Here is an 18,333-nt window from a genome sequence, read left to right as displayed (position 1 = left end):
CTGAGCCCTCCTTATTTGTACAGCGGTCCGAGCGCCGCGCAGGCGCGATAGTCGGCGCCTACAGGCTCGAGTCCGCCGAACGCCGACCAGTAGCTCGGGCGGAAGACCCGATCGTCCGGCACGTTGTGCATGCTGACCGGGATGCGGAGCATGGATGCCAGCGTGATGAGGTCGCCGCCGACATGTCCGCAGCTGATCGACGCATGGTTGGAGCCCCAGTTGTTCATGACGGTGTAGACGTCCTTGAACAGTCCCTCGCCCGTCAGCTTCGGCACGAACCACGTCGTCGGCCATGTCGGATTGCTGCGCTGGTCGAGCGTGTCGTGCACCTCGTCCGGCAGCTCGACCGTGTAGCCTTCGGCCAGCTGGAGCACCGGACCTACGCCGGCGACCAGATTGACGCGCGCGATCGTGACCGGCATGCCGGCGCGCGTCGTGAAGTCGGACGAGAAGCCGCCGCCGCGGAAGTAATCGACCGCCGGACACCACTCGGTCGCCCCGAGACAGTCCTGCACCTCCTGCTCCGTAATCTCCCAGAACGGCTTCATGACCGGCTGCCCGTCCTTGGTCTGCCGTCCTGTGCCGTCGAGCGCCGCCGGTCCCGAGTTGATCAGATGGATGACGCCGCCCGCCGCCTGGCCCTCCAGCGTATAGCCGGTGACGCGCTTCACCGCATCCGGACTCCAGTAGGTGCGGACGTCCGCGAAGATTTGCGCCGAGTTCGTGAGCAGATGGCCGAAGAGCATCGTGACCGCGTTCAGCGTATCGTTCTCGGTCGCCAGCATGAACGGCTCGCGGATGCCGTTCCAGTCGAAGGAGGAGGACAGCATCGCTTCCATAAAGTCGCCGGTCGGGAAGTAATCCGTCCAGGAGCGCTGGCCCTGGAAGCCCGCCGCGATCGCATTGTGCCCGAGCGCCTCTTCGCCGAACCCGAGCTCGGCCAGACGCGGATTGCCGACCATCAGATCGCGGGCGATCAGCGTCATTTTGACGACCGCCTCCCAGTCCTTCTCCTTCTGCGCCTCCGACCGCTTCAGATGATCGGGATTGACGTCCGCGCCCGGCCGGCAGTTCGCCTTGACCCAGACGAGCGCACGCTCGAACTCTTCGTGATCGTAAATGCCCAGCTCCATGCGCTTTACGAATTCCGTCATGTCGACGTATTCATTGCGAATGCCGAGGTAGCGCTGGAAAAACGTCTCGTCGACGATGCAGCCCGCGATACCCATGGACACCGCGCCCATCGACAGATAGGACTTGCCCTGCATCGTCGCGACCGCCAGACCCGCCTTGGCGAACTGCAGCATCTTGGCCTGCACGTCGGGCGTGATGTCCGTATCGCCGATGTCCTGCACGTCCTGCCCGTAGATGGAGAACGCGGGCAGTCCCTTCTGATTGTGCGCGCCGAGCACTGCGGCCAGGTATACCGCACCCGGGCGCTCCGTGCCGTTGAAGCCCCAGATCGCCTTCGGCCGCATCGGATGGGTGTCCATCGTCTCCGTCGGATAACACCAGCTCGGCGTCACCGAGATCGAGAGGCCGACATTTTCCCGCGCGAACTTCTCCTCCGTCCGCGCCGCCTCCGCTACGCCGCCGATGCAAGTGTCGGCAATGACGCATTCGACCGGCTGGCCGTTGCTGTGGCGGATATTTCCCGTCAGAAATTCGGCTACGCGCTTCGCCATATCCATCGTAACGTCCTCGAGCGACTCCCGGATGCCGCCGCGCCTGCCGTCTACGATCGGACGAATGCCGATCTTGGGCAGGCTGCCCTGCAATCGATTGCAGTATGTTGTCGAATGATTCATATCAAGTCCATCCCTTCATGCGATCGTATTGATGTCGTTGCGGAATATTTCTTGAATCGGAGCTTGCTCCGCCCCGTCCTTGTTCAGCCGCGTCAGGAGAATCGCCCCCGCCCGCTGACCCATGTCGTAGGGATGCTGATCGATGTAATATAGCTTCGGCGACTTCAGCAGCGAACCCGCTTCTACCTCTCCGAACGAAGCTACGGCGATATCGTCGGGAATCCGCAAGCCCTGACGCACGATCTCGAGCAGCACGCCGAGACTCATGCGGTTGTTCAGAGAGACGATCGCTGTCGGCCGCCGCTCGGCCTCGAGAAATCTGCGGACGGCCCGGATGCCGTCCTCGGTCGAGAATGCGCCGTTGTACACGAGCGGCTCATGCTCGATCCCGTGCGCCCGCATCGCGGCCATCGCACCCTCGAAACGTTCGCGGCCGGTGCTCACTCGGGCAGGTCCGTTCACGATGCCGATGACCTGATGCCCGTCTTCGAGCAGCCGGCTCATCAGCCGGTTCGCGCCGTCCTCGTTGTCCTCCGCGACCAGGTCCAGCTCTGCGTCCGCCGCGTCTCCCGACAGCTTGCGGTCGATCAGCACGACCGGCAGGCCGGATTCGGAGAGGCGGGCGACCGTCTGCTCGTTGCCGCCGGCGGTCGCGAGCACGATCGCGTCGACGCGCTTCTCCTGCAGCAGCTGCAGCAATCTCGCTTCCTTGTCGGGGTTCTCGTCCGAGCTGCAGAACATCAGCTGGAATCCTTCCCGTCCGACGACGTCCTCGATGCCTCTGGAGATGCCCATGAAGTAGGAGTTGGAAATATCGGGTACGATCACGCCGATCATATACGTCTTGTCTTGCTTGAGGCTGCGGGCAATGGCGCTGGGCTGATAGTTGAGCCGCTCCACCGCTTCCATCACGCGTCCGCGAATCTCGTCGCTCACATAACCGCTGTCGTTCAGCACTCTGGAGACGGTCGCCGTCGATACGTCCGCTTCCGCCGCCACTTGCTTGATCGTTGCCTTCGCCACTTCGTTCACTCCTGCTGCTGCACCGCATCCCATATGGAACCGTTTACGTAATCGATTACACACACATCGTAATAGATTCTCCAGCGTCCGTCAAGCGCAATTTATAAACTTTTTTTCGTATTTTTTTCGCCATCGCGCTTTGCTATAATGATGACACCATACGTTCCCTTGAAAGGAGGTTGCCGTCTTGAGCGATACAACCAATATGCTGCTGCTGCAGGTGATTGAACGGCTCGATCGCATCGAAGTGCGTGTCCAAGCCGTCGAAGAAAAAGTCGACCGCATCGAAGTGCGTGCCCAAGTCATCGAAGAGAAAGTCGATCGGATTGAACTGAACCAAGTTGAAGATATTTCCGCCTCGCTCCATCTGCTTCACGCCAAGTTCGAATACTGCGCCACCAAGGAAGATATCCGGGCTCTCGCCAGCATCCAAGGCCAACAACGCTTCGACATCGAGCAACTAAAGCAATTTTAATACACGGGCGATGTCGACAAAGCTGCCGACATCGCTTCGTCCGTTTGCCCCGCAAAAATCGTCTAGCCGATGCTATACGCCACTACTTTCGCACGGCTCCTGTCGGACTCGATCCAGCTTGCTATCCTTCATTGATAAACCGCAGCAGCGTCCTGCGATTCGGGCGGATCCGGTCCGCTTCGCGCAGCGAGCGCGCGACCAGCGCTTCGTCGATGCCCAGTTCCCCTGGCGTCTGCGGGCCGCCGGCGATACGGAGCAGCTCTCGGATGCGATCCGACGTCGGCAGCTCGTCGAGCCAGGCGCGAATGTCCGGCAGATGCGCCATGAGCGTGCCGCTGGGTTGGGCATCGTTCTCTTGTCTGCCGTTCCCTGCAAGCTCGCTTCGCGATGCAGCCCACTGCCGGTAATGCTCCAATATGACGGCGCACGCCGCCCCTACCTTCGCCCCGTGCAGCACCTGCCGGCGCCCCGTCCGCAGCAGCTCCATTTCCCAATAATGCGACAGATGATGCTCGGCCCCGGAGGCCGAGTGGGATTGGCCGAAGATGAGCATCGCGAGGCCCGACTCGATGAGCGCCCGGGTCAGCAGCTCGATCCCTTCCGGCGTACGGAGGCCGATCGCGTCGACATGCGCCACGCAGTCCGCCAGGGCGCGTGCGGTCAGCTCGGCGACGAACGGATCGTAGACCTCGCCCCCGAGTGCCTGGCCGACCCTCCAGTCGAACAGCGACGTATACTTGCCGAGCATGTCCCCGAACCCGGCCGCGACCATCGTGCCGGGCGCCCGCGCCAAAATATCCGTATCCGCGAATATCGCGGACGGGCCGATCGCCGGCACGGTGATCTTGTCGCCGCGAATGAGCAGCGGCGCGCCCCGCGAGGTGAAACCGTCGACGGACGGCGCTGTGGGCAACGAGACGAACGGCAGCCCGGCCGTAAATGCGGCATAGCGCGTAATATCGTGCAGCGTGCCCGCGCCGACCGCGACCGCCACATCGGCCTCATGCCGCTGCATGTCCAGCAGCGTCTGTACGACCGAGGCCTCGTCCGCCACGACGTCCCCGGCGGGATTAGGCGTCATCAGCGTCGACGCGACGGCAATGCCGAGCTCTTGCAGCTCCGCCGCCAGTCGCTCGCCGTCAGCCGCCGCCATCGTGAGCAAATCGCCGACCAGCAGCGCGCGCCGGTAGCCTTTTTCCTTCAAATAAGCCGGCAGGCGCGCGGAAGCGCCCGGCGCCAGTACGATCTCGTCCGGGAAAACGACATCATCCAGACGGACACCCCGGGCCTCCGCCTCCCGCCTGATCGATGAGAGAATATCAGTATTTGCGCTCATGATTGCCCTCCTGACATATATACCCCTGCCCTTTGCGGGTCGCGATAAAACGCCCCCGGCCGACGATCTCGCCTTGATTGCGCATGAGCAGGTTCAATATTGCAAACTCCGTCTTGGTCAGCTCCGCCTAGGCCCCGTCGCAGAACACGTCGCCGTCCTTGAGGTAACCCCCACTTGCCGAGCGTCTCCGTCACAAGCTCGCGAATCGTACGGTCGTCCTCGACGATCATGATTTTCATCATAGCATGCGTCCCCTGTCCGGCCGTAAAGCTTCGTATGGAACATACCACTAGCGGCGGGCGGGCGCAACGGGGGGCAACGGGGAGCATGCGATACGTGACCATATTGTCAGGATGGGCACCGCGGATGTTCGCCGGGATACAGGTTCGTTTATAAGGGCGCGGGCTGCGGCGGACGATCGCCCGGCAGACGCTGTTCGTCTTCGCCCTCCCGCTGGCGGCCGGAACCCCGCACGGCTACGTGATCATTGAAGGTGTTCGCGGCCGGACCCGTCGGCATGAACTTCACGATCCCGATCCTGATCGAACGCTGTGCCGTAGGGCGGCAAACGCCAAAAACGTCAGGGAGCGGCTGCTGCCTGACGTTTTGATTCGGATTGAGCCGCCGCGTCCAGCCCGGGCCGGCGCCGGCAGCCGAAGCCGCCCCCGCAAGCGCCGTCACCGGCCCAGCAGCAGCACGAGCACCTGGCGCCGGCCCGTGCGCTTGAGCACCATAAAGCCGTCGTCGGAGGCAGTGGCGACGCCGTCGTCGCCCGGCATGCAGCGGCCGCCGGGCACGCAGGTGCCGTCATCGCGCGCCAGCAGCTTGCCGACGAGGCCGACCGGCATCCACTCCGGCCGATTCAGGCGCGGGACGTACGGTCTGTCAGGGTCCCATGCGGGATTCAGCACCGGGACACGCTCCTGCCCGCCGGGCAGCGCTTCTTGCCCGTCCTCGCCCATGACGGGCGGGCGGACGCGCCACTCGTACTGCACGCGGCCCCACTCGTCCGTCATATATTTCCCGCGCCATCTCAGCTCCCCGCTGTCGGCGAGCACTGCCGGCGTCGCGCTGACGATGCCGAGGATGAACCGGTCGTCCGCGTTCGCCTTGCGGATCTTGTCCCCCTCCAGCGCGACCCAGTAGCCCGGCTCGATCGGCTCGCCGTCTTCGCTCTCGAACATCTCGGCATAATCCGCGGCCGGCGTGCTGACCGCGCCGTCGATCTTGACGTTGCCGTCGGACAGTATCTTCGCCGCGAAGCCCGGTGCGCCGGCCGCCGTACCGTTGGCCAGATACCACGAATAGGTATTCTCGTTGGCCGTGCCGTAGCGGCCCATGATGTGCACGCCCTCCAGCATGCCGGCGGCGGTGCCGAGCCCCTCCGCATGCGCGACGGGCGCATCCGCCGTCGTCATGAAGCCCTGCGCGTGCGAGACGGAGGCCGAAGCGCTCGAGCCGTAGCCCTCGACATGCCCCGTATAACCGAATGCGGTGCCGAGATACCCTTCGGCATGCGCGTACGCGCCGTCCGCTTGGGTGCTGTCGCCCTCGGCATGGGCGGCCGTCCCCGAGGCGATCGTACGCGAGCCTTGGGCATGGCTGAAATCGCCCGAAGCCGTGGTGGTCGTCCCCTCGGCATGCGCGGTGTTGCCCGAGGCAGTCGATCCTGAGCCCTCGGCATGACTGATATAACCGGACGCCGTCGTGCTGGCGCCCTCCGCGTGCGAAGCGACGTTGCTCGCCAGCGTCTGATAGCCCTCCGCGTGGGAAGCGAGTCCCGTCGCGCTCGTATTCAGGCCCTCTTGGTGCGCATACGGTCCTAATGCCATCCAGCATCCCTCCTAAGCTAACCCCCGTGGGGTTTGTCCTATTGTATGAACAAACCGCGGGACCTGCTTGGACAGATTCCGAATAAGGGCATGGCCGAACGAAGGACCCGGCTAGCGGCGACAAATGCTCGAGCTCTCCGGGCCGACGGCGACCGGCTTCCCGTCCGCCTCGATCCATACCTCGAGCCCGGACGGATTGTGCACGACTGTGCAGTCGGAGGAAAAACGAAGCCGGTCGAGCGCCTGCTTGCAAGCGACGATCTCGGCGTTGGTCGCCTTCCACACGTCGTCGGCACCCGCCGGCAGCTCGCCGGCCGCATCGACGAGCACCCGATTGTCGTCCCTGTCGAATTCGAAGCTGCGCCCCCGAACGTAGAGCAGCGCCATGCGTCCGGACGGGTCCCGATGACGCAGCAAAGCCTCTGTCCGTTCGACCGTCTGCTTCTGATGGCAGGTCGGATGCCAGCGCAGGAAATCCGCGGGCAGCTCGAGTCCGCCGTGGCTCTTCGTCGTGCGGGCATACTCGATGCCGGGGACCGGCAGCGCCGTCACGACCCGGTCGTCATAAGAGCCGCACGGGTAGCTCATCCCGCGGATCTCCTCTTAGCCCCGTTAGTGGACTTGGTCACATCGCATTGTTCGGCTTCAGCCGCCGGCAAGCAGGCGGCCGATCTGCTCCTCCGCGAACAGCTCGCTCACGGCAAATGAGATGCAAGGCAGCTTGTCCGATACGACCGCTTCGTCTCCCTCGAACAGCTCGGTCAGCGTCAGCCTGCCGCCGTCCTGCTCGTGCCGCGCCAGCGTGCGCGCCACCGGGTCGAGAATCCAGTACTCCGGCATGCCATGCTTGCCGTAAATGGCCAGCTTGCGCACCTTGTCCCTGTGCCTGGAACCGGGCGAGAGAATCTCCACGACGAGATCCGGCGCGCCCTCGATGCCGCGCATCGTCATGATGTCCGTGCGGTCGCGGCGCACGAGGATCACGTCGGGCTGCGTTACGTTCCTGGGACTCAGGATGACGTCGAGCGGCGCAGATAATACAAAAAATTCGGAACTGCAGCTCTGCGTCGCAAGGTAGTACAGCTTGCCGCCAAGCATCTGATGCACGAGCGAAGGCCGAGGCATCAGCTCCAGCACGCCGTCCAATACCTCATAGCGCTGCCCGTCGTCCGGCAGCTCCGCGTATATCTCATACGTCACCCGCTGCTCTCTGATCGCCGCTTCCCGTTCCTTTTTTTTGTCCATACGACAAGCCTCCCGATAAAATAGTTCCGCAAAGCTCGCTCAGGTACTAAAAAACCCCGTCAAAGCGACACTTGGCGTGTTCGGCTCTGACGGGGTGCTTCCCCACGTTCGTTCCTGCCATCATTATGGACAAGAATGGATATTCTGTCAACGCTGCTTGAAAAGACCGACGCTTCGAATTCTCAGCGCTGAATCGGTTCGATCAAGTAGACGCCCCGCCCTTCGACCGCTGCTCCCTCTGTCTGCCCGTCGGCCCCGCGGATGTGCCAGCCGAACGACAGCACGGACGCAAGCCGCTCCCTCTCCGGCCCGGTGAGCGCTGCCCGCACGGCCTCGGCGCCCGTCTCCAGCAGCAGCTCCGGCTCGAGGCCGAGCGCCACGCGAATCCAGCTGTGAATGCCGCGCACCGTGTTGTACTTGATCTGATAGCCTTGCTTGACCGCCGCCTCGAACGTCTCCGGCTCCGCTTCCGCGAATGCGGTCAACGCCTCGTACTTGAACTCGAACGGGCTCTCGTCTACAGGCAGCTCGCCCGCACGGACACGCGCGATCAGCTCCTCGTCCGACCACCCCATCGATCGCAGCGATTCTACCAACAAGGCGTCCCACTGCGACAGCTTGACTTCGTTCGTCGCGCTCATGCCTCATCCGCTCCTTTTATGATGCAATTTACTGTTAGCCGCTGTGCCAATCCGCCTCTCACGGAATCGCCGCGAAGTGTCCCGGACTCACTTCGCGCAGCGCGGCGCCTTCGCCGCTCCAGGCCGAGCGGTCCCAGGCGATCCGCTTGCCCGCGGCCCGCGGGTCGGGCACCGGGATCGCCGACAGCAGCGCCTGCGTGTACGGATGCAGCGGATTGTCGTACAGCTCGTCGCTGTCCGCCACCTCGACGAGACGGCCGCCGTACATGACGCCGATCCGGTCGGAGATATGGCGCACCATCGACAGGTCGTGCGCGATGAACAGGTAGGTCAGGCCGAACTCGGCCTGCAGATCCTCGAGCATGTTCACGACCTGCGCCTGCACGGATACGTCGAGCGCGGAGATCGGTTCGTCGCACACGACGAACTCCGGCCGCACCGACAGTGCCCTGGCGATTGAGAGCCGCTGCCGCTGCCCGCCGCTGAACTCGTGCGGATACCGGTACAGATGCTCGTGCTTGAGGCCGACCTTCACGAGCAGGTCGGCGACCGCTTCCTTGCGCGCCGCGCCCGCATGGACGCCGTGAATGTCCATCGGCTCGCCGATCAGCTCCAGCACGTTCATGCCGGGGTTGAGCGACGAGTAAGGGTCCTGGAAGATGCTCTGGATGCGCCTGCGAAACGGTCGCAACGCCTTGTCGTCCAGTCTCGACAGCGGCTGTCCGTCGTAGAACACTTCGCCCTCCGTATAGTCGTACAGTCTCAGCAGACAGCGCCCGACCGTCGACTTGCCGCTGCCCGACTCTCCGACGAGGCCGAACGTCTCGCCTTTGCGGATGTCGAAGCTGACGCCGTCGACCGCCTTCAGCACCTGCGTCGTCCTGCCCCAGACGTCCTTCTCCTTGACAAAGTACTTCTTCAGGCCGCGCACGTCCACCAACGTCCTGGCATCGCTGCCGATCATCCGTTAGCCCCCCTCTCGCCAGCCTGCGCCTGCGCTCGTGCGCCGGCAGCCTCGTCCCCGCCGGCGGCCGGGCCAGCAAGGCCCGCGTCCGCCGCCGCTCCATGCTCCGCATCGTGCAGCCAGCACAGCGCGCGGTGTCCGTCGCCCAGCTCGAACAGCGGCGGCCGCTCCACGCACTTGCCGAAGGCGTGCGGGCAGCGCTCGATGAACGGGCAGCCCGGCGGCGGGTTCAGCAGGTCCGGGGGCGTGCCCTCGATCGGCACGAGCCGCTCGCGTGTCCCGCCGCCGCGCCGCGGCACCGACTTGAGCAGGCCTTGGGTGTACGGATGGCCGGGACGGTAGAAGATGTCCTCCACCGTCCCCTCCTCCATCACCATGCCGCCGTACATGACGACGACGCGCGTGCATACCTGCGCGACGACGCCCAGATCGTGGGTGATCAGCACGATGCCCATGTTCGAGCGGGCCTTGATATCCTTGAGCAGATCGAGGATCTGCGCCTGAATCGTCACGTCGAGCGCCGTCGTCGGCTCGTCCGCCAGCAGCAGCTCGGGCTCGCAGGAGAGCGCCATCGCGATCATGACCCGCTGCCGCATCCCGCCGCTGAACTCGTGCGGATACTGGCCGAGCCGCCGCTCCGGCTCGGAGATGCCGACCTCGCGCAGCTTGGCGGCCGCCTCGCGCTTCGCCTCTTCCTTGCCGAGGCCGCGATGTCTGCGGATGACCTCGGTCATCTGCGCGCCGATCGTCTTGACCGGATTGAGCGCCGTCATCGGATCCTGGAATACCATCGCGATCCGATTGCCCCGCAGCTTGCGCCAGCGGTTGTTCGACCAGCCGAGCACGCTCTCGCCGCGGTAGCGGATATCGCCGCCGATCACCTTGCCGGGTGCGCCGATGAGACCGAGCGCCGCCTTGGCGGTCACACTTTTGCCGCTGCCCGATTCTCCTACGATGCCGATTGTCTCTCCCGCATCCACATGCAGACTTACGCCCCGCACGACCTGATTTTCGCCTTCCCGGCCGTAGAACGATACGCGCAGATCGTCCATCTCGAGCAGCCGCTGCGGATCGTTCGACTTCGACTTCACGCGTTCCGCCATGCGCCGTCCCCTCCTTTTTCCGATGGAAACCTATATTTGCGATTCGCGTCAGAGTGCCCGTTCATAGGTCCGCGCCGCACGGCTATCTCTTCACGAGCTTCGGCTCGAAGCCGACGCGCAGGATGTCGCCCAGCACGTTGAAGCTGAGCACCGTCAGCAGGATGAACAGACCCGGGAACACCGCCAGATACGGCGCCTGGGCGATCAGGCCCTGGGCGTTGTTGAGCATGCTGCCCCATGTCGCATTCGGCGCCTGAACGCCGAAGCCGAGGAAGCTGAGCGACGACTCCATCATGATCGCGGAGGCGATATTGTTCGTCGCGCCTACGATGACGACCGGTATCAGATTGGGGAAAATATGCCTGCGGATAATGCCGAGCGCGCCCTGTCCGGAAGCCCTGGCGTACAGCACGTACTCCCGCTCCTTGAGCGACATCGTCTCCGCCCTGACGATCCGCGCGATATTCATCCACATGAGCAGCGAGATGATCAGAATGATATTGCCTACGCTCGGCTTCAGAAATACGCTCAGCAGCAGCAGAATGAGGAAGGACGGAATCGACATGACGACCTCGACGAGCCGCATGAGCAGATTGTCCAGCCAGCCGCCGAAGTAGCCGCTGACGATGCCGACGATCACGCCGATGCCCGTCGCCAGAATCATGGACGCAAAGCCGACCATGAGCGAGACCCGCCCGCCGTACAGCGCCCGCGTGAAGTAATCCCGCCCGTAGTCGTCCGTGCCGAACCAGTGCGCGGCGCTCGGCGGCTTCAGACGCTCGAGCGCGTTCAGCGCGTTCGGATCGTGCGGGGACAGAAATGCCAGCGCGGCCGCAACCGTGAATAAAATTAAGATAACGATGCCTGCGATGCCGAATACGCTCGACCGCAGCTCGAACGCGACGCTCCGCCATTTGCTCCGGTTCATGAGGTCACCTCTTCGATTTGATTCTCGGGTCCGCGACGCCGTACAGCAGATCGGCCGCCAGATTGCCCAAGATGAGCATGATGGAGGAGAACAGCGTGATGCCCATGATGACGGGGTAGTCCATGCCCCGGACGGCCGTCATCCCGAGCGAGCCGATGCCCGGCCACGAGAATACCGTCTCCGTCACGATCGCGCCGGCGACCAGCTCGCCCATGGACATGCCGAGCAGCGTGATGATCGGCAGCAGCACATGCTTCAGCACATGCCGCAGCAGCACGATGCGCTTGGTCGAGCCGAAGGCGTATTGAATCTGCACATAATCTTCGCGCAGCTGCCCGATCGTGCTGGAGCGGATGTACCGGACGTAGATCGCGAGGAAGCTGAACGCAAGCACCGTGCAGGGCATGATGCCATGCTTGAGTACGTCGACGGCGCTGTTCACCCCGATCGTACGCATGCCCATACTCGGCAGCCAGTGCAGGTGGATGGAGAAATAGTAGATCAGCAAAATGGCGAGCCAGAACAGGGGGACCGATATGCCGACGTAGGCGATCAGGTTGACGAGTTTGTCGATCCAGCGGCCTCTGTTCGCGCCGGCCACAAGTCCGAGGGGAATCGCGAGCAGCACGGCGAGCGCGAGCGCCGAACCCATGAGGCCCGCCGTCGCCGGCAGCCGGTCCAGAATCTGCTCCAGCACGGGCTGATGATTGACGAGCGAATAACCGAGATTGCCCTGGAGCGCCTCCTTGATCCACAGGAAATATTGGACGTAGGCCGGTTGGTCGAGCCCGAGATTGTGGCGGATGCGCTCGATGTCCTCGGCATGCATATTGGGGGTGACGAACGACAGCACCGGATCACCGGGCGCGAGCTTGATCATCGCGAAGCAGACGATCGAGACGAATATGAGCAGCGGAATCGTCTGCAGCAGCCTTCTAATTAAGAGTTGTCTCATGCGGTACGCTCCCCGGCCTTAGACGTACAAAAAAATAAGCTGGACGAACCAGCTTATTTTCTTGCGCGTCCGGTATTTCAACAGCGTCTTATTTGACGTAAAGCTTGGACGGATCTTCGAAAATGACGACCGGCTTCAGCACGGCTTCGTCGACACCGCCGTACTTCTTGTCGACGGCGACGATCGTCTTGGTATAGGCGATCGGGTAGATGGCCGCATCCTCGGCGACGAGCTTCTGCGCGTCCTTGTAAATCTGCTCGCGCTTCGCGGCATCGCCTTCGCCCGCGCCTTGCTTGAACAGGGCGTCGACTTCGGGGTTGCTGTAGTGCGAGTAGTTGGACGAACCGTCGGAGGTGAACAGCATGCTGTACGCATCCGGGTCGAAGCCCATAATATAGCCGGACACGACGAGGTCGAAGTCCGTAGCCTTCGGATCGGTGAACTTCGCCACGAACGCCGAAGCGTCCATGCTGCTGAGCTCAACCGTGATGCCGACGTTCTTCAGCTTCTGCTGCACGTACAGGGAGACCGCTTCCTGCACCTTGTTGCCGCTCTGCACGATGAAGCGCAGCTTCAGGTTGCTGACGCCTGCCGCTTGGAGCAGTTCCTTCGCCTTGGCGACATCGTTGTCGTAGGTCGGCACGTCGTTCGTCTGGTACAGCACGTCAGGCGTCAGGAACGAATGCGCCGGATCGGCATAATCGGCGGAAGCGTAGGCGACCTGGATCAGCTCTTCGCGGTTCAGCGCGTAGCCGATCGCTTCGCGGACTTCCTTTTTCTTCAGAACGCCCGTAGCGCTGTTGTGATTGAACATGATGTACGCCAGACGACCTTCGCTGTAAGGCAAAATGTCGAACTTGCCCGACGCCTGAATCGTCGCGACGTCCTGCGGGTCGAGATACTTGACGTTCAGCTCGCCGTTCTGCAGCGCCAGGTTGGCCGCGTTCGTATCCTTGGCGATCCGGTAGGTGATCGAGTCGAGATGCGGCTTACCGCCAAAGTAGCCGTCGAAGCGCTCGAGCGTCAGGTACTCGCCGGTTTTGTATTCCTTGAACTTGAACGCGCCGGAACCGACGGGCGCTTTGTTCTTGTCGCTCTTCTCGATGTTCGCTTCGTTCTCGAAGATATGCTTCGGAATCGGGAACACCTGGACGAGCGTCGCCTCGAAGCCCGGAGCGACCTGCGGCAGCTTGAGCTCGACCGTCGTGTCGTCGACCTTGACCGCCTGCACCGGCTTGCCGCCGATGATGAAGTTGCCGCGCAGGAAGCTGTTCTGGGACTCGTCGAGAATCTTGTCGATCGTGAACACGACGTCGTCCGCGGTCAGCGGCTGGCCGTCATGCCAGGTGAGCCCGCTCTTGAGCTTCAGCGTGTAGGTGAGCTTGTCTTCGGACAGGTCGAGGCTGTCGAGCAGATAGAACGTCTTCTTGCCGTCGTTCACCTGGAACAGCGGCGCGTACAGCGCCTGGTCGATCGTCAGGCTGACGCGGTCGCCGGCGTAGTTCGGGTTCAGCACGACCGGATCGGACGCGACGGCGACGATCAGGCTGCCGCCATCCTTGGCGCCGCCGGCGGCAGCGGAGCCGGATGCCGAGGCGGACGGTGATCCGCTCGCGGCCGGGTTGTTCGCGTTGTTGTTGCCGGAGCATGCGCTCGCAAGCATCGTCAACAGCGCCAGTATGATGATGCCTGAAAAGCGCTTCTTGTTGCGGTTAAGCATAGTTTCAACCTCCACCGATCTCTGTATCTGTTTTTGTAACAGTTTTATCATACTACATCGGGTTACTCGGAATTGCAAGTTTTATTTCAAAAAAATTTGTCGAATCTGGCCGAAAATATCGACAACTTTTTTATTATATCGATTGCGACCGCCCCGGGCAACCGGCCCGCTCGCGGGGCTGACTAATTATGGTATCCCACACCGTGGACGGAAGTATGCACGTGATGGCGATGGGGGGCGGCCGGGCGGTGTGGGGGTGCGGGCGGGCGCTGCGGGAGCGATCGCCTCCCGTAGGGAAGGCGATGCGGCGCGACCGGGCGCCGCGAGGGCGATCGCCTCCCGTAGGGAAGGCGATGCGGCGCGGTCAGGCGCCGCGAAGGCGATCGCCTCCCGTAGGGAAGGCGATGCGGCGCGGGCAGGCGATGCGGCGCGGGCAGGCGCCGCGAGGGCGATCGCCTCCCGTAGGGAAGGCGATGCGGCGCGGCTGGGCGCCGCGGGGGCGATCGCCTCCCGTAGGGAAGGCGATGCGGCGCGGCTGGGCGCCGCGAGGGCGATCGCCTCCCGTAGGGAAGGCGATGCGGCGCGGCTGGGCGCCGCGAGGGCGATCGCCTCTCGTAGGGAAGGCGATGCGGCGCGGTTGGGCGCCGCGGGGGCGATCGCCTCTCGTAGGGAAGGCGATGCGGCGCGGCTGGGCGCCGCGGGAGCGATCGCCTCCCGTAGGGAAGGCGATGCGGAGCGGACGGGCGCCGCGAGGGCGATCGCCTCCCGTAGGGAAGGCGATGCGGCGCGGCTGGGCGCCGCGAGGGCGATCGCCTCCCGTAGGGAAGGCGATGCGGAGCGGCTGGGCGCCGCGAGGGCGATCGCCTCCCGTAGGGAAGGCGATGCGGCGCGGCTGGGCGCCGCAGGGGCGATCGCCTCCCGTAGGGAAGGCGATGCGGAGCGGCTGGGCGCCGCGTGGGGGATCGCCTCCCGTAGGGAAGGCGATGCGGCGCGGACGGGCGCCGCGGGGGCGATCGCCTCCCGCCGACGCGGATGACCCGCCGGCCGTTCGCCACCCGCACGGCGCGCGGCAAAAAAAGGACGAGGCGCCTTCTGCGGCTCCCCGTCCTTCCTTACTTCAACCGAATCAGAAATGTCTTGATCTCGTATGGCGCAAGCTCAAAGCGCAGCGGCTCGTCGCCGCCGTGAAGCTCGCCGGTCGGGCGCTCCATGAGGTCGCATTCCTGCCACGAGGCGATCTCGCAGTCGCCCGTCAGCGTCACCGTGCCGCGCCCGCCCGCGTATTCGTGCAGCCGGACGATGAGCGCGTCTTCGTCCTCCGCTTTTTTGAAGGCGTCGAACGCGACATGCTCGGCATCCGCGCGCAGCAGCGACTTGCCCGCGAATGCGCTGGCGCCGCCGGTCAAGAGCAGCGGATTGTTGAGCGCCCAAGCCGCTCTCGCGGTGCCGCCCTCCGTCCAGTCTCCCATGTGCGGGTAGAGGGAATAGGTGAACAGGTGCTCGCCCTGGTCGGCATGCGGATCGGGATCGATCGCCGACTTGATGAGCGACAGACGGATGACGTTGTCTTTGATGTCATGGCCGTACTTGCAATCGTTCAGCAGACTGACGCCGTAATTGCGCTCGGACAGATCGACCCATTGATGGCCGACCGACTCGAACCTGGCATAGTCCCAGCTCGTATTCCAGTGCGTCGGACGCTTCACGTTGCCGAACTGGATGTCGTAGGTCGCCTCGGTGGCCCGGATCTCGACCGGGAACGCGACCTTGAGCAGCTGCTGGCGCTCCCGCCAATCCGCCCGCGTCACGAAGTCGATCCGCCTGTCGTGCGCGTAGACGACGAGCCGCTGCTCGATGACCGACGCGCCGTACGCCCATTCGAGCCGCAGCACCGCGCGGAGCGTGCCGAGCTCGACGAGCTCCAGCCGCCGCAGGTCCGTGATCTCGCGCTGCTTCTCCTGATAGAACAGGTCGATATCCCAAGCCTCGAACATCTTCGGCTTGTCTTCGAACACTTGCAGCTCGCCCGCCCGTGCCCCCTGCGGCAGCACCTCGCGCGACGCGTCGCGGTCGTACAGCCGGACGATGCGGCCGGCTTCGTCGAAGGTCAGCTCGTAGTGCGGCGTCGAGAGGACGCGCCCGTCCCAGGCGAACGCCGGCGCCGCCTCCGGCTGCTTCGCCGACGGCTCGAACCGCAGATTCGCCGCGCCCGCAGCCGGCACGTCCTCCGCCAGCACGAGCCAGCGGCCGTCCGCGTAGTCCGCCCGCAGCGGCCTCCCGTCCGCTGCCAGCCATGCGCCTTCGGCGCCGATGCCGTCCGCGACGGCGATCTCGACCAGCTCCGTGCGGTCGAACGCGGCGCTGTTGTACAGACTCACGACGGCGCCCTCATCCCGCCGCGCGAGCCGGTCGGCGGCAGCCTGCAGCGCCTCCCGCCCGAGCCGCTCCGCGCCGGCGTACTCCGCCCGCGCGTCCTCGTATACCGCACCGATCGAGGAGCCTGGGATAATATCGTGGAATTGATTGCGCAGTATCGTCGCCCAGCCTTCATGCAGCAGCTCCGCGGGGTATGCGGACCAGTCGCCGTCGGCCGCCGCGCTGACGGCTTGCAGCCATTCCGTTTCCCGGTACATCAGCTCGAGCTTCCGGTTCATCCGCTTGTTGTAGGCCTGGCTCGTGTACGTGCCGCGGTGGTATTCGAGATACAGCTCGCCGTCCCATGTATGCACGTAGCGGTCCGTGCTCTCGACCGTCTCGTGCAGCTTGGCGAAAAAGTCGTCGGCGCGCCCGGGCTCGACATGCGGCAGACCCGGCATCTCGTTCAGCCGCCGCCGCATCTCCAGCATATGCCGGTTGACCCCGCCGCCTCCATCCCCGTAGCCGTACGACAGCAGCAGCTCGCGGTTGATCTCCTTGTCGCGGTACGTGTCCCAGATGCCCTTGACCGCGAACGGCTCGATCAAGCCGTTGTACGTGTACCACCACACGTTGGCGTCCGCGACCTCGGGCGTCGTGATGAAGTGCGTCAGCACCTCCGAGCCGTCGATGCCCCGCCACCGGAACGTATCGTGCGGCATCCGGTTGTACTGGCTCCAGCTGATCTTGGTCGTCATAAACGTCTTGATGCCGGATTTGCGCAAAATTTGCGGCAGCGCCCAGCTGTAGCCGAACACGTCGGGCAGCCACAGATAGTCGCATTCGACGCCGAACTCCTCGCGGAAAAACCGCGTCCCGTGAAGAAGCTGGCGAACCAGCGATTCGCCGCTCGTCAGGTTGCAGTCCGCCTCAAGCCACATCGCGCCGCCCGCTTCCCAGCGTCCTTCCTTCACCCGCTCGCGAATCTGCGCGTAGAGCTCGGGGTAGTCCTGCTTAAGGTAGGCGTACAGCTGGGGCTGCGTCTGGAGGAAGACGTACTCGGGGTACTTCTCCATCAGGCGGAGCACCGTCGAAAAGGATCTCGCCGCCTTCTCGCGCGTATGCGTGAGCCGCCACAGCCAGGCGACGTCGATATGCGTATGTCCGATCGCGCGGACGGTCACCGGATGCGTCTTGTTCAGCTTGGACAGCTGCGCGCGAAGCGCGTCCGCGGCCTGCGCCACCGAGTCGTAAAACGCCTCCGAGCCGGGACGCGACCAGTCGACCAGCAGAAAGGCGCGGTCGGCCGCAGCCAGCAGGTCCTGCCGGGCCGGCTGGGCATCGTCCAGCGCCTTGGCCGTCTCGAGCGCGGCGCGGCCGGTGAAGTACAGATCGTCGGCGGCCGCATCCAGCACGGCAATCGACGCCCGCTTGAAGCGGTGCTCCTGCTCGCGGGGGCCGCCCCCTCCCTCGAGGCCCGACCACAGGCGGAAGACGAGCTCCAGCTCGCAACCCGCGGCGTCGGCCGGGAAAAATACTTCCTGGTGGTTCGTGTCCACACCTTGATAGGGGCTGCCGTTCAGGTAAAGCAAAGATTCGAAGGCGGAGTTGTTGCCCGGCCCGGTGATCCCGAAGTCGAACAGGCCGACAACCTCCCGGCCCTGCCACGATTCGGGCACACTGACCCGGCGCCGCAGCCAGACATACCGGTCGTAGCCCGACCAGCGGTCGCCTTTGCGGAGCATCTGCCCGCCGCCGATCGCCGGGGGATGCTGCACGCCGTTCGCGCCCGCCTCGTCCTCCTGCATTTCCCAATCGTCCACATCCACCGCATCGCGGTAACGATACGGTGCCAGCTCCTCGATTCTCTGATGCAGCTTGTCGATCGTCCAGAACATATTCCGACGCCTCCTTGGGTTAATGACACGTGTTATAACAAGACAAAGAA

General features: G+C 64.1%; 15 protein-coding genes. 2 read left to right on the top strand and 13 right to left on the bottom strand.

The window, feature by feature from the left end:
* Positions 1-11 precede the first annotated feature (11 nt).
* Both VQ071_RS23550 and VQ071_RS23545 read right to left on the bottom strand, forming a co-directional pair.
* Positions 12-1,808 (bottom strand): L-fucose isomerase, encoded by a 1,797-nt coding sequence (locus VQ071_RS23550; protein ID WP_340516686.1) that lies wholly within the window; start codon positions 1,806-1,808, stop codon positions 12-14.
* Between the two features lie 15 nt (positions 1,809-1,823).
* Positions 1,824-2,831 carry a LacI family DNA-binding transcriptional regulator gene (locus VQ071_RS23545; RefSeq protein WP_340516685.1) on the bottom strand — a complete coding sequence of 336 codons (1,008 nt, stop codon included), beginning with the start codon at positions 2,829-2,831 and terminating at the stop codon, positions 1,824-1,826.
* A 187-nt stretch (positions 2,832-3,018) separates the two neighbouring features.
* On the opposite strand from VQ071_RS23545, the gene VQ071_RS23540 reads away from it, so the two are divergent.
* Positions 3,019-3,306, top strand: a complete 288-nt coding sequence (locus VQ071_RS23540) for a hypothetical protein (protein ID WP_340516684.1) — start codon at positions 3,019-3,021, stop codon at positions 3,304-3,306.
* A 121-nt stretch (positions 3,307-3,427) separates the two neighbouring features.
* On the opposite strand, the gene VQ071_RS23535 is transcribed toward VQ071_RS23540, so the two are convergent.
* The 10 genes from VQ071_RS23535 to VQ071_RS23490 form a co-directional block, all read right to left on the bottom strand.
* Positions 3,428-4,642 (bottom strand): sn-glycerol-1-phosphate dehydrogenase, encoded by a 1,215-nt coding sequence (locus VQ071_RS23535; RefSeq protein ID WP_340516683.1) that lies wholly within the window; start codon positions 4,640-4,642, stop codon positions 3,428-3,430.
* Positions 4,643-5,319: 677 nt separating this feature from the next.
* Positions 5,320-6,474 (bottom strand): peptidase G2 autoproteolytic cleavage domain-containing protein, encoded by a 1,155-nt coding sequence (locus tag VQ071_RS23530; RefSeq protein ID WP_340516682.1) that lies wholly within the window; start codon positions 6,472-6,474, stop codon positions 5,320-5,322.
* 111 nt (positions 6,475-6,585) lie between these two features.
* Positions 6,586-7,062 carry a hypothetical protein gene (locus tag VQ071_RS23525; RefSeq protein ID WP_340516681.1) on the bottom strand — a complete coding sequence of 159 codons (477 nt, stop codon included), beginning with the start codon at positions 7,060-7,062 and terminating at the stop codon, positions 6,586-6,588.
* 57 nt (positions 7,063-7,119) lie between these two features.
* A complete protein-coding gene (locus VQ071_RS23520) occupies positions 7,120-7,719 on the bottom strand; it encodes a Uma2 family endonuclease (RefSeq protein WP_340516680.1) in 600 nt (199 codons plus the stop codon).
* A 182-nt stretch (positions 7,720-7,901) separates the two neighbouring features.
* A complete protein-coding gene (locus VQ071_RS23515) occupies positions 7,902-8,360 on the bottom strand; it encodes a hypothetical protein (RefSeq protein WP_340516679.1) in 459 nt (152 codons plus the stop codon).
* A gap of 58 nt (positions 8,361-8,418) precedes the next feature.
* Entirely contained in the window at positions 8,419-9,324 is a 906-nt protein-coding gene (locus VQ071_RS23510; RefSeq protein ID WP_340516678.1) for an ABC transporter ATP-binding protein, read from the bottom strand.
* Complete coding sequence (locus VQ071_RS23505; RefSeq protein WP_340516677.1) at positions 9,321-10,427, bottom strand: ABC transporter ATP-binding protein; 1,107 nt, start codon at positions 10,425-10,427, stop codon at positions 9,321-9,323. The genes VQ071_RS23510 and VQ071_RS23505 overlap by 4 nt, the downstream gene beginning before the upstream one ends.
* A gap of 82 nt (positions 10,428-10,509) precedes the next feature.
* On the bottom strand, positions 10,510-11,355 hold the full coding sequence (locus VQ071_RS23500; protein WP_340516676.1) for an ABC transporter permease: 846 nt from the start codon (positions 11,353-11,355) through the stop codon (positions 10,510-10,512).
* A gap of 4 nt (positions 11,356-11,359) precedes the next feature.
* Complete coding sequence (locus tag VQ071_RS23495; protein ID WP_340516675.1) at positions 11,360-12,310, bottom strand: ABC transporter permease; 951 nt, start codon at positions 12,308-12,310, stop codon at positions 11,360-11,362.
* 88 nt (positions 12,311-12,398) lie between these two features.
* Positions 12,399-14,030 carry an ABC transporter substrate-binding protein gene (locus VQ071_RS23490; protein ID WP_340516674.1) on the bottom strand — a complete coding sequence of 544 codons (1,632 nt, stop codon included), beginning with the start codon at positions 14,028-14,030 and terminating at the stop codon, positions 12,399-12,401.
* Between the two features lie 250 nt (positions 14,031-14,280).
* Here VQ071_RS23490 and VQ071_RS23485 point away from each other — a divergent pair, with 250 nt between their 5' ends.
* Positions 14,281-15,066, top strand: coding sequence for a hypothetical protein (locus tag VQ071_RS23485; protein WP_340516673.1), 786 nt, complete (start codon positions 14,281-14,283; stop codon positions 15,064-15,066).
* 76 nt (positions 15,067-15,142) lie between these two features.
* Here VQ071_RS23485 and VQ071_RS23480 read toward each other — a convergent pair whose 3' ends face one another.
* The gene (locus VQ071_RS23480; RefSeq protein WP_340516672.1) at positions 15,143-18,283 is read right to left on the bottom strand and encodes an alpha-mannosidase; all 3,141 of its coding nucleotides are present in this window, start codon (positions 18,281-18,283) and stop codon (positions 15,143-15,145) included.
* Positions 18,284-18,333 lie beyond the last annotated feature (50 nt).

Origin of the sequence: Cohnella sp. 56 (assembly GCF_037963805.1) — a bacterium.
Classification (GTDB): domain Bacteria; phylum Bacillota; class Bacilli; order Paenibacillales; family Paenibacillaceae; genus Cohnella.
This window is presented reverse-complemented; position numbering and strand designations above follow the sequence as displayed.